Raw genomic sequence first — 14,305 nt, forward strand, 5'->3', positions numbered from 1 at the left:
CGCAACCCCGAGGCCCACTTAGGTTGACCGGCATCAAGCCAAAGCACAGATGTAGATAGGCCAAAGTCTAACACCCAAGATTGTCGACAAACTTAACTTTGGCAACCCCTTCCTATAAAATTCGCGTCGCCAAACACTAATCGATACCTAATCGATAACCCACCGCAGAAGTATAGACATCCCTGCCGGGGTGTTCAGCTATCTGTGTGTGGTGACAACAGATGAGGGCCTTGTCGTGCTAGAAGCTTACCGTAAACATGTAGAAGAACGCGCCGCAGAAGGCGTGCCGCCGAAACCCCTGGAACCGGAACAGACCGCCGATCTGGTTGAGCTGCTGAAGAACCCGCCGGCCGGTGAAGAAGAGTTCCTGATGGAGCTTCTCACCAACCGCGTCCCCGCTGGTGTTGACCAGGCCGCTTATGTCAAAGCCGGCTTCCTGGCAGCGATCGCCAAGGGCGAGGCGTCTTCCCCGCTGATCGACAAGGTCAAGGCTGTCGAACTGCTCGGCACCATGCTCGGTGGTTACAACATCGCGCCGCTGGTCGAAGCACTGGACGATGCCGAACTGGCACCGACCGCTGCGAAAGCGCTGTCCCACACTCTGCTGATGTTCGATGCCTTCCATGACGTGAAGGAAAAAATGGACGCCGGCAACACCCACGCCAAACAGGTTGTAGAATCCTGGGCCAACGGCGAGTGGTTCACCAGCAAGCCGAAACTGGAAGACAAAATCACCGTTACCGTATTTAAGGTACCGGGTGAAACCAACACCGACGACCTGTCTCCGGCCCCGGACGCCTGGTCACGCCCCGACATTCCTCTGCACGCCAATGCGATGCTGAAGATGGAGCGCGAAGGCATCAACCCTGAAGAGCCGGGTGTAAAAGGCCCTCTCGCGCAGATCGAAGAAGTCAAAGCCAAAGGCTTCCCGGTTGCTTATGTCGGTGACGTAGTCGGTACCGGCTCTTCCCGTAAGTCTGCAACCAACTCCGTACTTTGGTTCTTCGGCGATGACATCCCGAACGTACCGAACAAGCGCGCTGGCGGCTACTGCTTCGGCGGCAAGATCGCGCCGATCTTCTATAACACCATGGAAGATGCCGGTGCCCTGCCGATCGAAATGCCGGTCGACGACCTGAACATGGGCGACGTCATCGACGTTTACCCGTATGAAGGCAAAGTCTGCAAACACGGTACCGATGAGGTGATCTGCAACTTCGGTCTGAAAACCCAGGTTCTGCTGGACGAAGTCCGCGCTGGCGGCCGTATCCCGCTGATCATTGGTCGCGGTCTCACCGACAAAGCCCGCGAAGCTCTGGGCCTGGAAGGCTCTGATCTGTTCCGTAAGCCGGAACAGCCGGCTGACACTGGTAAGGGCTACACCCTGGCACAGAAGATGGTCGGCAAGGCCTGCGGCATGGACGGCGTCCGTCCGGGCATGTACTGCGAGCCGAAGATGACCACCGTCGGCTCCCAGGATACCACCGGTCCCATGACCCGTGACGAGCTGAAAGACCTGGCCTGCCTCGGCTTCTCCGCCGACCTGACCATGCAGTCTTTCTGCCACACTGCAGCCTACCCGAAACCGGTTGACGTTCAGACTCATCACACCCTGCCGGACTTCATTATGAACCGCGGCGGTGTCGCTCTGCGCCCGGGCGACGGTATCATCCACTCCTGGCTGAACCGCATGCTGCTGCCAGATACCGTTGGTACCGGTGGTGACTCTCACACCCGCTTCCCGCTGGGCATCTCCTTCCCGGCCGGTTCCGGCCTGGTCGCCTTCGCGGCTGCCACCGGCGTTATGCCGCTGGATATGCCGGAGTCTGTACTGGTTCGCTTCAAAGGCAAGCGCAAGCCGGGCATCACCCTGCGCGACCTGGTCCACGCCATCCCGCTGTACGGTATCAAGCAGGGCCTGCTGACCGTTGAGAAAGCCGGTAAGAAAAACGCCTTCTCTGGTCGCGTTCTTGAGATCGAAGGCCTGGAAGACCTGACCGTTGAACAGGCATTCGAACTGTCCGACGCTTCCGCAGAGCGTTCAGCAGCAGGCTGTACCATCAACCTGTCTGAAGACTCCGTTGCCGAGTACCTGCGCTCCAACATCGTCATGTTGAAGTGGATGATCTCTGAAGGTTACGGCGATGTTCGTACCATCGAGCGCCGTATCAAGGGCATGGAAGAGTGGCTGGCAAACCCGAGCCTGATGCGCGCAGACGCCGATGCGGAATACGCTGAAGTGATCGAAATCGATCTGGGCGAAATTGACCAGCCGATCCTCTGCGCACCGAACGACCCGGACGATGCTCGTCTGCTGTCCGACGTGGCTGGCGACAAGATCGACGAAGTCTTCATCGGCTCCTGCATGACCAACATCGGCCACTTCCGCGCCGCGGGCAAACTGCTGGAAGCATCCGGCAAGACCATCCCGACTCGTCTGTGGGTGTCTCCGCCGACCAAGATGGACCAGGCTCAGCTTACTGAAGAAGGCTTCTACAGCATCTTCGGCAAGGCCGGTGCTCGCATGGAAATGCCGGGCTGCTCCCTGTGCATGGGTAACCAGGCACGCGTAGCGTCCAAGTCCACCGTGGTATCCACTTCTACCCGTAACTTCCCGAACCGTCTCGGCGACGGCGCCAACGTTTACCTGGCGTCTGCTGAGCTGGCGGCCGTTGCGGCACTGGAAGGCAAACTGCCGACTCCGGCAGAATACATGGAGTACGCCAGCAAGATCGACAGCATGTCCGGTGAGATCTACCGTTACATGAACTTCGATCAGATGGATACCTACGTCGAGAAAGCCTCCTCGGTCATCCCGACCGTTCAGGAAGCCTGATCCATACACCTGATCAGTCGATAAGGTAGAGACGAAAGCCCCGGCCCTGCGCCGGGGCTTTTCTTTGCCCGCTATTTGACCCAAGCCGCTTCGGTCAAATCAGCATAACCGTTACAATTACTGCCACAGACAAACCAAGCAGGAGTCCCCATGCGCAAACCCGACGTCGACCAGCCGACTACCGCAACCGACGAAACCAACCAGACCAAGAACGGCTTCCTCGCCCTCGTATCACGCCTGGTATTTGATGAGACCCTGCCCGTACGCTTCATGTACAAAACCGTTCCTGAGCACCTCAACGACACCGGTTGGCGCATGTTTACCGGCTACGAAACCGAGGAGTTTCTGGAAAACGAACAAATCAACCTGGTTCCGATGCCGGTTGAACGCATGGTCGAGCTGGACGCCTCGCTGGAAGAGCTGGTCACCTACAATGCCGGTACTGTCTGGGAGCGCACCCCGGAAGCCGAAGGCTGGGAGCGCGTTCACGACTTCCAGATCCCTTCACCGAAGGTCGATGTAGAGATCACCAATGATGTAGATATCTTCAAGAAAAATCGCGACGAGTAAGAAAAAATTCGAATTTCGGTATTGAAAACCCGCAAGGCAGCCACATAAAAGTGGATAGGCGGAGGCGCTCAATGGAGGCCCCGCCCACCGCCAGGCCGAATGGCTGGCAGATTAAATCCATATTGCTTTATGAGGATATGCACATGCGTAACTTTGATCTTTCCCCGCTTTACCGTTCCGCCATTGGTTTTGACCGCCTTGCCTCAATGCTGGATGCCGCAAACCGCAGCAACGAACAGCAACCGAGTTACCCGCCATACAACATCGAATTACTGGGCGAGAATGAATATCGCATCACTATGGCAGTGGCCGGCTTTAACAGCAGTGAGCTGGATATTCAGACCGAGAATGGCAATCTGACGATCACCGGACAGAAAGAACCGGACGAACAGGAGCACAAGTACCTGTACCAGGGCATTGCCGCTCGCAACTTTGAACGCCGCTTCCAGCTTGCAGACCATGTCCGTGTCGTGAAAGCCTCCGTCGAAAACGGGCTGCTGCACGTAGATCTGGTGCGTGAAATTCCAGAGGCGATGAAATCACGCCGCATTGAGATTCAGAGCTAAGCACTCTTCCACAGGATAAAAAAAGCCCCGCATCAAGCGGGGCTTTTTTCTAGCGCTCAACACGCTCTCCGAACCAATGCCTCTTCTCAATGACACCCATACGAAGCAGAAGCCTACAGATCGCATCGACCAGGAAGTTTGCGTGACCGATGATAAAGCAGAAACCACTCTCCCCCTCCTGGTGATGACGGATATGGGTTTTCATCGAATACATTAGACGCAACTTCTGCACGCGTCTGGCGATAGCAACACCCCAGGGCATAGTCTTGGAACCATGCACCCAGGCATGGATGTGATCGGTATGGAGCACGCCGATAGAGAATACCAGCAGTGCGAATGATAGATATGCCACCCCGGATAGAGCGATTCCTGAAATGGAAAGGCCGATCGACAGCAGGATAAACAAAGTGGCCGGCACACAGGTCATAAAGAAAAAGTCACGGTACGGTCGGTTTACGCAAGGCCCCGCATTACGGTGATGAATCTTGAAAAAATACACCTCACGATCAAACACGGTTGAGCTGGAGAACACGCGTTTCTTCTTGGTATTGAAATCATCGGAGTTTCGCTTGCCCTTATAGTCGTAAAGCTCACCATATCCTTTTGCGTAATTAAGTGGCTGATAATCGATAAAGAGGTGAACCAGGCCACTCACGAAATCTGCCAGAAAAAGCGCTACGTAGAAGGTGACCAAAGCAGACAGCCAGGTGAACTGAGACCAGTCAACCAGATAAAGCCCCCCAAAAAAGAGCGCAAAATAGCCAAAGATCAGCGGTGGGGCGAGTTTTTCTGACGAGATATTCATTTTGAAACTCTGCGGATGGTCGAGTGGGTGATCTGTTTGCCGAGTACTGATTATAAAAACATGTATCTACAGAAGCCACCCGCGAGCCCGCCCGCTTTGAACCTCTCGCTAAACCGGCCTCTGATACAGATCAACATTGGATACCATCGCACGCCAAATTCATGACTATGAGCCCCACATAGAATCAGCACTGGCCGTGTTCGCTCAATATCCCCTCAACCCTCTGAACCCCATAGCGATACCAGCGCATCCCCTCCGACCAGAAGTTCTCAGGCAGCCCCGCCTTACATTTTAACGCCTTGATAAACTCCTCAGGCTGCGGCAATTGCTCCCAGACCGATGGCAAAAATGTGGCTCTATGGTCGTCAAAACTCAACACGACACCATCGATCTCGGGCTCCAGCACAGAGATCAGATCTTCTTCACTTGAAACCTCTATCTCATGATGCGCGCCTAAAATCGACACCTCTAATTTAAGCTGCTCAAGCTCAGCGCCCGTTAGCGACGGAAAGCGAGGATCCGAGAACGCCGCATTGCGACTGTTTTCGATGATATCCCTGGCGAGAGAACGATGGGGTTCCAAAGAGCCGATACAGCCCCTCAGTCTGCCATTGATTGTCAGCGTCACAAAGCAACAGCCGGGAGCCGACAGCGCTTGCGGTTCCTCTGGCTCAGTCGCCCTGCCAAAGCTTGCCAGCAGACTTTGGCGGGCAAGCCTCAGAACCTCAGACATCAACGCCTCAGAAAATAGCATAGCTACCATACCCCACGACCTGATCACGGGGACCCGCTGTATCACCCGAATTACACAGCGCTACTCGCTCAATCGAAAGACAACGACGATGAGCCGCCAGCATCAGTCCGTTAAGCGCATGAGCACCACAAGCCTGATCCGGATGAATATCAGAACGCAGGGCAAGAATGGCATGCTCGGTGTCCCGGTCTATTTGCCTGGCCTCATCATAACTGTGGTAGTGACTCAGATCGGTACTGATAACCACCAGCACATCCTTCTCGTCCCAGGCCCATTCAATAAGGTCAGCAACGGGCGCGGGTGGTACCTGACCGACGACCAACGGCAACAACCTGGCAGACGGGAGAAGCTGCAGCAGAAACGGCAACTGAACCTCGAGGCAATGCTCAAGTTCGTGTACATCTGGACGCACCTGTATATCAAAACGCTGCTCCAGCTTCGCAAGACTGTGCTGATCAACAGCCATCGATCCAACCGGTGTAGCAAACATCTCGACATCCGGTGCCGCGATACCACGCAGCGGAACTCGGTGATTCGGACCCATCAACAATACCCGACGCCATCGTCGCGACCGCTCCAGGTCATCGCCCAACAGACTAAAACCTCTTGCGGCAACAGACCCGGAGTAGTCGTAACCCGCATGCGGAACCACCAACGCACAAATACCGGCTCGCTGAGCCCCCTCAACATGCTGCTCGCTAAGGAGAGACGCAACCTTTTGGCGCAAGGTCGACGCCTGCCCAGGATAGAACAGCCCAGCAACAGCAGCCGGACGCACATGATTCATGACATCCACCCTTTAGTTGGTTCACCCAATCGCCACAAAGGCCATCTAAGGATCAACTAAAATTATAGTCATCATGAAAGCATTCGGAGACGAGCATGCACGATTCCAGCCCCCTCACTGGTGGCGTCAGCACGCGATGGTGGCACCGTATCAGCAAGGATAAAATCCAATGCGATATCTGCCCCCGACAATGCCATCTGAGCGACGGACAAAGAGGCCTCTGCTTTGTTCGCGGCGCAGAGGGTGGTGAAGTCCGGCTATATAGCTACGGCCGCTCCAGCGGCTTTTGTATCGATCCGATTGAGAAAAAGCCCCTGAACCACTTTTTGCCAGGCACCCCAGTCCTCTCTTTCGGTACCGCCGGCTGCAACCTGGCGTGCAAATTCTGCCAGAACTGGGATATGAGCAAATCGCGAGAAATGGACACGCTCAGCCAGAGCGCATCGCCGGAACTGCTGGCGACAACGGCAGAAAAACTGGGCTGCCGTAGCATCGCCTTTACCTATAACGACCCGGTGATCTTTCATGAATACGCCATCGACTGCGCCATCGCCGCTCACCAGCACGGTATCAAGAGCGTTGCCGTGTCCGCCGGTTATGTTTGCCGCGGGCCTCGGGAAGAGTTTTATCAGCACATGGACGCGGCCAACATCGACCTGAAAGCGTTTACCGAGCGGTTCTACCAGCGCATCTGTGGCGGCCAGCTGAGCGCGGTACTGGAAACACTCGAATACATCCGACACGAAACCAACGTCTGGCTTGAAATAACCACCCTGCTCATTCCAGGTCAGAACGACTCCGATACGGAACTCACACAATTATCACACTGGATCGCTGAGCACCTGGGTAAGGACGTTCCCCTGCATTTCAGCGCCTTTCATCCTGACTGGAAAATGGCAGATACACCGCCAACACCGCCAGCCACGCTTACCCGGGCACGCAATATCGCACGCGACGCAGGGCTTGAATACGTTTACACCGGTAACGTCCACGACCGGGGCGGTAGCTCAACCTGGTGCCCTGAATGCGGCCATTTACTGATCGAACGGGACTGGTATCAACTGGGAAGCTGGGGGCTAGATGAAAAAGGATGCTGCCAACAATGCGGTGATCCAGTCCCGGGCCTGTTCGAAGCAAGGCCCGGCCACTGGGGATCACGACGAGAGCCGGTCAGACTGTACCAACCAACGAATTAGCGACCGTCGGATCGAGACGCACAGCTCTCGCCTCGAGCAGATGCTCAAGCAGACGCTCCGGAGCCTTTTCGGTACGAATGCGCGCAAAGAGATCTTTGGCTTCAGGCATCTGCCAGGAGAGCATATGCAACCACTGCTTAAGACGACCGTGCACGTGCTTCTCGGCAATGTTGCACATCGCTTCACGATGGAAGCGCTCAAGCAGGAGCAACACCTGCGCCCAGGGATCTTCCGGGCGAGCAGATGAACCCTTGATAGCCAGCGCCAGAAAGGGGTTCGCCACCAGACCGCGACCGATCATGACATCATCGCAGCCACTGACCTCTCTGCAACGATGATAATCGTCGACACTCCAAACCTCACCATTGGCTATCACCGGAAGGCTCACCGACTCCCGAATTCGCGCGATCCACTCCCAATGGGCTGGCGGCTTGTAGCCCTCTACCTTGGTGCGAGCGTGTACTGCAAGAGACGCAGCACCGGCGCTCTCAATGCCTGCGGCATTATCCAGCGCCAGCGCTTTGTCACGAAACCCGAGGCGCATCTTGGCACTGACGGGAATGTCAGAGGGTACCGCACGACGTACTTCCGCCACGATACGGTGAATCAACTCCGGCTCATCCAGCAATATTGCACCACCCCGGCTTTTATTCACCGTCTTGGCCGGACAGCCAAAGTTCAGATCGATACCGGGCGCTCCCAGCTCCACCGCCCGACATGCATTGTCAGCGAGTGCCGCGGGATCGCTTCCCAGCAACTGCAACAGCACAACCGTGCCCGACTCCGTTCGACCCTGCTGGCGCAGCTCAGGTGCCAGCCGATGAAATACCACCGGTGGCAGCAGTCGATCAGTTACGCGAACAAACTCGGTAACACACTGATCGATGCCACCGACATCAGTCAGTAACTTGCGCAGCGTATAATCTACAACGCCCTCCATCGGGGCCAGAATAATTCGCATAACGGGGTTTTAACTGCCTCGATCCGCCACTAGGCTGTAAATATGAGTGAAACCAGCGCACCTACACAACGACTCTTTATCGCCATCGACCTTGCCGAACCGCTACAGGAGGCGGTCGCCCAACGCGAAACAGCAATCAGAGGTTTGAACTGGAGCATCCCGGAACAGCTTCACCTGACCCTGGCATTTATCGGCAAATTGCCTCAGGAAAAGATGATAGCCCTGGATGATGCATTGAGAAGTATCGAATTTACGCCCTTTGAACTCAGCATGGATCGCCTGGGCACGTTCGCCAAGCGTACGCTCTGGCTGGGCTGCGACCCCAGTGAGCCGCTAAGCCAATTGCATAATCAGGTCAGCGCGAGACTGAAACACTCGGGTATCAATATCGCTGTGCGCGACTTTCGCCCCCACATCACCCTGGCCCGCAGTAAAGAACCGATCTCTGACGCCTCGATACGCCAGCTGGAAAACCAACTGCTACCGGAGCCAATGAGCATGACCGTAGACCGCTTTGCGCTGAAAAACAGCGTGCTTACCGCCGCCGCGCCACTACACCAGACCATCCGGCTTTATGACGGCAGCAGCTGTTAACGCCGCTATGGCTTACAGCGCAGCCAGCCCCAGCTGAAGATCTTTCTTCAGATCCTCGATATCTTCCAGCCCCACGGAGAAGCGAATCAGGTTATCGCGAATCCCGGCCCGAGCGCGGTCTTCCGGCGTCATACGACCGTGAGTCGTGGTCGCCGGATGGGTAATAGTGGTTTTTACATCACCCAGATTACCGGTGATGGAAACCATTCTGGTCGCATCAATAAAACGCCAGGACGCCTCTTTGTCGCCCTTCACCTCAAAGGAGAGCACGCCACCAAAGCCTTGCTGCTGACGACAGGCCAGTTCATGCTGCGGATGGCTTTTCAGACCGGTGTAATAGACACGCTCGATACCCGACTGCTGCTCCAGCCACTCGGCCAGCTCTGAAGCTGCGTCGTTATGCGCACGCATTCTCAACGGCAGCGTTTCCAGCCCCTTGAGGAAGACCCAGGCGTTAAATGGGCTCATGCAGGTACCACCGGTGCGGATAAAGCCGAACACCTGCTCCATTTCCGCTTCACGGCCGACAACAACACCACCGACGCAACGCCCCTGGCCGTCGATATACTTGGTGGCCGAATGCATCACGATATCGGCGCCCAGCTCCAGCGGTTTCTGCAATGCAGGAGTCAGGAAACAGTTATCGACCACCAGCAGCGCATCGTGCTTGTGCGCCACATCCGCCAGGGCTGCGATATCGCTCATCTCACCCAGCGGGTTTGACGGTGTTTCCAGAAACAGCATCTTGGTTTCCGGACGGATAGCACGCTCCCAGTCCTCAAGATCGGTAGGGTCGACGTACGTCGTCAGGATACCCGCACGGCTGAGGTATTTATCGAACAGCGACACGGTAGAACCGAAAACACTGCGCGAGCAGACCACATGATCGCCCTGCTGCATCAGCGACAAACCAAGGCTCAGGATCGCCGCCATACCGGATGAGGTCGCTACGGCACGCTCACCGCCTTCCATCGCTGCGATGCGGCGCTCGAACGCATGCACGGTCGGGTTGGTGAAACGGGAATAGATCATCCCCTCCTCTTCACCACCAAAACGTGCCGCCGCCTCACGGGCAGAGGAGAAAACGAAGCTGGAGGTCGGGTAGATCGGGTCTGAATGCTCGCCTACCGCCGTGCGCTCCTGACCCGCGCGCACCGCACGGGTATCGGTCGCATAACCCTCTGCGTCAAACTGGACGCGCTCCGGGTGCTCAAATCCTGTTGTCATCGGTCTTTCCTTACTCAATTCTGCTCAGCAAATCGGCAGATTCGTTATCGCCGATCTTGGTGCCTTCAGCGCTCGCCTTAGCGTCATCGTTACGACGCTCCTCAAGACGGCGAAGATAACTTGGCGATACTGTACCGGTCACGTACAGGCCATCGAACACACAGGTGTCAAACTCGGAAATTTCCGGGTTGTACTTGGTGACAGACGCCTTCAGATCATCCAGATCCTGGTACAGCATCCAGTCGCAACCGATATATTTACCGATCTCTTCAGCGGTACGGCCGTGAGCAACCAGCTCACTGGCGGACGGCATATCGATACCGTAAACGTTGGGGTAACGCACTTCAGGAGCCGCAGAAGCCACGTAAACCTTACGCGCGCCCGCTTCACGAGCCATCTGCACGATCTGCTTGGAGGTGGTACCACGCACGATGGAGTCATCCACCAGCATCACGACCTTATCCTTGAACTCACCGCCGATCGGGTTCAGCTTCTGGCGCACAGACTTCTTGCGCTGAGTCTGACCCGGCATGATGAAGGTGCGGCCTATATAGCGGTTCTTGATAAAGCCTTCGCGGAATTTAACGCCCAGGGTATTGGCCATCTCCAGTGCCGAGGTACGGCTGGTATCCGGAATCGGGATCACAACGTCGATATCGTGATCAGGCACGTCGCGCAGGACCTTCTCGGCCAGCTTAACGCCCATTTCCATGCGCGCCTCATGCACGGAGATACCATCGAGAATAGAGTCCGGGCGCGCCAGATAAACATACTCAAACAGGCAAGGTGCCAGTTTGGTCTGCTTGGCACAGTTCTGGGTAAATACCTGGCCGTGGGTATCGATAAAGATCGCTTCGCCCGGCTCCAGATCACGCTCAAGCACGAAGCCTGAGGTATCCAATGCCACACTCTCGGAGGCGACCATGTACTCGCTGCCCGCTTCGGTTTCACGCTTACCGTAAACCAGCGGACGGATGCCACAGGGATCGCGGAAGGCAACGATACCGTAACCGGTGATAATCGCGACCACGGCGTAACCGCCCTGGCAGCGCTCGTGAACCCGCTCCACTGCCTTGAAAATATCCTCGGCGCCCGGACGCAGTTTGCCCAGGGACTGAAGCTCATGGGCGAAAACGTTCAACAGCACTTCAGAGTCGGAAGTGGTGTTGATGTGACGCAGGTCGGCACGGAAGATCTCGTCCGCCAGCTGCTCGGTATTGGTCAGGTTACCGTTGTGGGCCAGTGCAATACCGTAGGGCGAGTTGACATAGAACGGCTGCGCTTCTGCGGAGCTGGAACTGCCGGCGGTGGGATAACGCACATGGCCGATACCCATTTTGCCTTCGAGGCGCTTCATGTGACGGGTGCGGAACACCTCATTCACCAGGCCGTTATCCTTACGCAGAAAGAAGCGGTTTCCTTCACAAGTCACCATTCCTGCCGCATCCTGGCCACGATGCTGCAGCACCGTCAACGCGTCGAAAATGGTTTGGTTAACATAGGATTTGGCAACGATGCCAACGATACCGCACATTCAGATCACCTCAGAAGGAATGTCTAGTAGCTGTGGATGCAGCAAGGAACTTTTAACGCCCGATATCCCAGATCACCTGGCCAACATCGGATGCGACGGCACGGGTCCAGTCCTCAAGCAAAACAAAATGGGGAATCAGGCTGGACTCCAGCCACCATGAATCCTGCACCGCCGGCGTCATACCGAGCAGCGCGACAATCACGACGATGACCAGCGCTCCGCGCACGGCCCCGAAGCCGATACCCAGCACCCTGTCCGTAGCGCTGAGCCCTGTCGCCGACACCAGCGCCCCGATCAGCATACCGACCAGCGCGCCGACAATCAGCGTAATTACAAAGAGGATAGCAAAGGCAGCGAGCAGCCGTAGAGACGGCGTATCGATGTAATCCTGCAGTACGACAGCCAGTGACGTGGCAAACAGACGTGCGACAATAAATGCCACCACCCAGGTCGCCAGCGAGACCGCTTCGCGGACGAAACCACGACGCAGACTCATCAAGCTCGAAATCGCGATGATCGCGAGGATCACCCAGTCAGCCCAGTTCATTCGATACTACCCTGTGAAACAGCGCGCATTCTAGCAGAGCAGATGTGCGAACCCAATGGCTCGATCACTGGGTTGTGAAACGCACAATAATGCCATCCAGCGCGTACTCCTGCTTCAGTTTTTCCTGCAGTGCTTCCAACCTGGAGCGCTGCACTTCCGGTCCGACAAACACTTTTACCAGCCCTGCCATATGGCGCATATAGACCTTATGGCCGCCATCGAGCAACTCGGAACGCAACGCCTTTGCATTGGCCTCATCCCGAAAGCTCGCCAATTGAAGCGTCCAGCCAACAGGCACGCCCTGCTGATCCAGCTGAGGTGTATCTTCTATGGGATCCAGGTCGGGCTTTGCCTGCTCAACCGCTTTCTGCACACTTTCCACCGGCACGCTGACTGTTGCCGGTTCGACTGGCGGTGCCGGTTCGCGAGTCTCCGGCAACGCCTGCATCTCCTGTTCAACCTCCACCCTGGCCACCGGCTCGGGCGCTGCCGGGATACGACTCTCCAGATGACGCTCCTTGTAGCCAGCGCCATCAAGGAGCAAAGGGATCAACGCAGCACCGACCACCAGCACCGCGCAGGCGCCCAATATGCGTTTTTTGACCTCTCGTTCCATGCCTTCAACCTTCCAGTTTCAGTGCAGCCAGCGCATCACTCACGGTAAAGAACGAGCCGGCAACTACCAGCCTGTCGCCCGGGTGCATCCGCTTCTGTGCCGCCTCTAACGCAGCAGCCACATCATCGTAACAGGCAGAACTCTGACCTTCGGGAAGCAGTGCTTGTAATTGAACTGACGAAGCCGCACGCGGCCCGATCAGACTGGCCAGATACCAGTGATCCACCTGGGGCGCCAGAAGCGCCATCACCGCCGCAATATCTTTGTCTGCAAGCATACCGAGCACAACGTGAGTGTCCCCGCCTGCCGGATGTCCCTCAAGCCAGGTTGCCAGATAACCGGCCGCCTCAGGGTTATGGGCTACGTCGAGCACACAGGCACAACCGTTACCCGCAAGCTGCAGGCGCTGCATACGCCCAGTCATTTTCGCAGCTCCAAGCCCGGCATTAATCTGCTCGCGGGTCAGGTTAACATCCAGCAGCGCGAGTACCTGGAGCACTGTGGCCGCGTTGGTTAGTGGCAGCTCAGGCACCGTCAGATCCCGGTAATCCAGGGAACTGCCGCTGCGATCAACGCCCCGCCATGACCAGGCTGCATCGGTGCCACTGAAGCCAAACTCTTCGCCTTTCACCAGTAAACGTGCGCCACCGGCATCTGCCGACTCTCGCACACTGGCCGGCGGATTGGGGTCACCACACACCAGCGGTTTACCGGCGCGCAAGACACCCGCCTTCTCACGCCCGATCTGAACACGATCATTGCCCAGCCAGTCGGCGTGATCGATGGCGATACTGGTAATAACAGCCACGTCACTATCGACAATATTTACCGCGTCAAGACGCCCACCGAGGCCGACCTCAAGCAGCAGCACATCGGGCGACGCCTTTTCAAAACAGAGCAACGCAGCGAGGGTGCCGTATTCAAAATAGGTCAGCGATATGTCGCCTCGAGCCTGCTCGATACGCACGAAGGCTTCACAGATACTGGCATCTGATGCTTCTTCACCCTCAATACGGATGCGTTCGTTATATCGCAAAAAATGCGGCGATGTATAAACGCCGGTGGTATAACCTGCCTGACGCAGAATTGAATCCAGCAAAGTAACCGTTGACCCTTTGCCATTGGTCCCTGCGACGGTCACCACCTTGCTACTACCGAGATCCAATTCCAGCCGTTCAGCAACCTGCCTGATGCGATCCAGGCCAAGATCGATTTCCGAGGGGTGACAGGCTTCGATACGTGCGAGCCATGCATCCAGTGTGTCAGGAAAATCCGCGTACATCGTTGTTCCCATCAAAAAGGTCACCCGAAG

At 56.5% G+C, this 14,305-nt stretch carries 14 protein-coding genes; 5 read left to right on the top strand and 9 right to left on the bottom strand.

Annotated features, from left to right (window positions below):
- Window positions 1-235 precede the first annotated feature (235 nt).
- From acnB to CLV83_RS07580, 3 genes are all read left to right on the top strand, one after another.
- Complete coding sequence (gene acnB / locus CLV83_RS07570) at window positions 236-2,836, top strand: bifunctional aconitate hydratase 2/2-methylisocitrate dehydratase (RefSeq protein WP_132289691.1); 2,601 nt, start codon at window positions 236-238, stop codon at window positions 2,834-2,836.
- Between the two features lie 150 nt (window positions 2,837-2,986).
- Window positions 2,987-3,406: an immunity protein Imm33 domain-containing protein gene (locus CLV83_RS07575; RefSeq protein ID WP_132289694.1), complete on the top strand. Its 420-nt coding sequence runs from the start codon at window positions 2,987-2,989 to the stop codon at window positions 3,404-3,406.
- Window positions 3,407-3,549: 143 nt separating this feature from the next.
- On the top strand, window positions 3,550-3,972 hold the full coding sequence (locus tag CLV83_RS07580; RefSeq protein WP_132289697.1) for an Hsp20 family protein: 423 nt from the start codon (window positions 3,550-3,552) through the stop codon (window positions 3,970-3,972).
- Between the two features lie 49 nt (window positions 3,973-4,021).
- Here CLV83_RS07580 and CLV83_RS07585 read toward each other — a convergent pair whose 3' ends face one another.
- The 3 genes from CLV83_RS07585 to amrB form a co-directional block, all read right to left on the bottom strand.
- Complete coding sequence (locus CLV83_RS07585; RefSeq protein ID WP_132289700.1) at window positions 4,022-4,777, bottom strand: fatty acid desaturase CarF family protein; 756 nt, start codon at window positions 4,775-4,777, stop codon at window positions 4,022-4,024.
- Window positions 4,778-4,961: 184 nt separating this feature from the next.
- A complete protein-coding gene (amrA, locus tag CLV83_RS07590) occupies window positions 4,962-5,510 on the bottom strand; it encodes an AmmeMemoRadiSam system protein A (RefSeq protein ID WP_165900254.1) in 549 nt (182 codons plus the stop codon).
- Window positions 5,511-5,517: 7 nt separating this feature from the next.
- On the bottom strand, window positions 5,518-6,318 hold the full coding sequence (gene amrB / locus CLV83_RS07595; RefSeq protein ID WP_132289706.1) for an AmmeMemoRadiSam system protein B: 801 nt from the start codon (window positions 6,316-6,318) through the stop codon (window positions 5,518-5,520).
- A 95-nt stretch (window positions 6,319-6,413) separates the two neighbouring features.
- Between amrB and amrS the strand changes: the two genes are divergently transcribed.
- Window positions 6,414-7,514, top strand: coding sequence for an AmmeMemoRadiSam system radical SAM enzyme (gene amrS / locus CLV83_RS07600; protein WP_132289709.1), 1,101 nt, complete (start codon window positions 6,414-6,416; stop codon window positions 7,512-7,514).
- Here amrS and CLV83_RS07605 read toward each other — a convergent pair.
- Window positions 7,489-8,475, bottom strand: coding sequence for a tRNA dihydrouridine synthase (locus tag CLV83_RS07605; RefSeq protein WP_132289712.1), 987 nt, complete (start codon window positions 8,473-8,475; stop codon window positions 7,489-7,491). The two genes, amrS and CLV83_RS07605, sit on opposite strands and share 26 nt — an antisense overlap.
- Before the next feature lie 42 nt (window positions 8,476-8,517).
- Here CLV83_RS07605 and thpR point away from each other — a divergent pair, with 42 nt between their 5' ends.
- On the top strand, window positions 8,518-9,069 hold the full coding sequence (gene thpR, locus CLV83_RS07610) for an RNA 2',3'-cyclic phosphodiesterase (RefSeq protein WP_132289715.1): 552 nt from the start codon (window positions 8,518-8,520) through the stop codon (window positions 9,067-9,069).
- 12 nt (window positions 9,070-9,081) lie between these two features.
- On the opposite strand, the gene CLV83_RS07615 is transcribed toward thpR, so the two are convergent.
- From CLV83_RS07615 to folC, 5 genes are all read right to left on the bottom strand, one after another.
- Window positions 9,082-10,296, bottom strand: a complete 1,215-nt coding sequence (locus tag CLV83_RS07615) for an O-succinylhomoserine sulfhydrylase (protein ID WP_132289718.1) — start codon at window positions 10,294-10,296, stop codon at window positions 9,082-9,084.
- A gap of 10 nt (window positions 10,297-10,306) precedes the next feature.
- Window positions 10,307-11,830 carry an amidophosphoribosyltransferase gene (gene purF / locus CLV83_RS07620; protein ID WP_132289721.1) on the bottom strand — a complete coding sequence of 508 codons (1,524 nt, stop codon included), beginning with the start codon at window positions 11,828-11,830 and terminating at the stop codon, window positions 10,307-10,309.
- A gap of 52 nt (window positions 11,831-11,882) precedes the next feature.
- Window positions 11,883-12,377 (bottom strand): CvpA family protein, encoded by a 495-nt coding sequence (locus CLV83_RS07625; RefSeq protein WP_132289724.1) that lies wholly within the window; start codon window positions 12,375-12,377, stop codon window positions 11,883-11,885.
- A gap of 64 nt (window positions 12,378-12,441) precedes the next feature.
- Entirely contained in the window at window positions 12,442-12,993 is a 552-nt protein-coding gene (locus tag CLV83_RS07630) for an SPOR domain-containing protein (protein WP_132289727.1), read from the bottom strand.
- 4 nt (window positions 12,994-12,997) lie between these two features.
- Window positions 12,998-14,287 carry a bifunctional tetrahydrofolate synthase/dihydrofolate synthase gene (gene folC / locus CLV83_RS07635; protein WP_243642309.1) on the bottom strand — a complete coding sequence of 430 codons (1,290 nt, stop codon included), beginning with the start codon at window positions 14,285-14,287 and terminating at the stop codon, window positions 12,998-13,000.
- Between the last annotated feature and the right edge of the window lie 18 nt (window positions 14,288-14,305).

It is taken from the genome of Marinobacterium mangrovicola, from assembly GCF_004339595.1.
Lineage (GTDB): Bacteria > Pseudomonadota > Gammaproteobacteria > Pseudomonadales > Balneatricaceae > Marinobacterium_D > Marinobacterium_D mangrovicola.

Coding starts and splice junctions, on each gene's coding strand:
- CLV83_RS07585 (WP_132289700.1), bottom strand. CDS start 4,777: ATGAATATCTCGTCAGAAAAACTCGCCCCACCGCTGATCTTTGGCTAT.
- amrA (WP_165900254.1), bottom strand. CDS start 5,510: ATGTCTGAGGTTCTGAGGCTTGCCCGCCAAAGTCTGCTGGCAAGCTTT.
- thpR (WP_132289715.1), top strand. CDS start 8,518: ATGAGTGAAACCAGCGCACCTACACAACGACTCTTTATCGCCATCGAC.
- purF (WP_132289721.1), bottom strand. CDS start 11,830: ATGTGCGGTATCGTTGGCATCGTTGCCAAATCCTATGTTAACCAAACC.
- CLV83_RS07605 (WP_132289712.1), bottom strand. CDS start 8,475: ATGCGAATTATTCTGGCCCCGATGGAGGGCGTTGTAGATTATACGCTG.
- CLV83_RS07575 (WP_132289694.1), top strand. CDS start 2,987: ATGCGCAAACCCGACGTCGACCAGCCGACTACCGCAACCGACGAAACC.
- folC (WP_243642309.1), bottom strand. CDS start 14,287: ATGGGAACAACGATGTACGCGGATTTTCCTGACACACTGGATGCATGG.
- CLV83_RS07630 (WP_132289727.1), bottom strand. CDS start 12,993: ATGGAACGAGAGGTCAAAAAACGCATATTGGGCGCCTGCGCGGTGCTG.
- CLV83_RS07625 (WP_132289724.1), bottom strand. CDS start 12,377: ATGAACTGGGCTGACTGGGTGATCCTCGCGATCATCGCGATTTCGAGC.
- CLV83_RS07615 (WP_132289718.1), bottom strand. CDS start 10,296: ATGACAACAGGATTTGAGCACCCGGAGCGCGTCCAGTTTGACGCAGAG.
- amrB (WP_132289706.1), bottom strand. CDS start 6,318: ATGAATCATGTGCGTCCGGCTGCTGTTGCTGGGCTGTTCTATCCTGGG.
- CLV83_RS07580 (WP_132289697.1), top strand. CDS start 3,550: ATGCGTAACTTTGATCTTTCCCCGCTTTACCGTTCCGCCATTGGTTTT.
- amrS (WP_132289709.1), top strand. CDS start 6,414: ATGCACGATTCCAGCCCCCTCACTGGTGGCGTCAGCACGCGATGGTGG.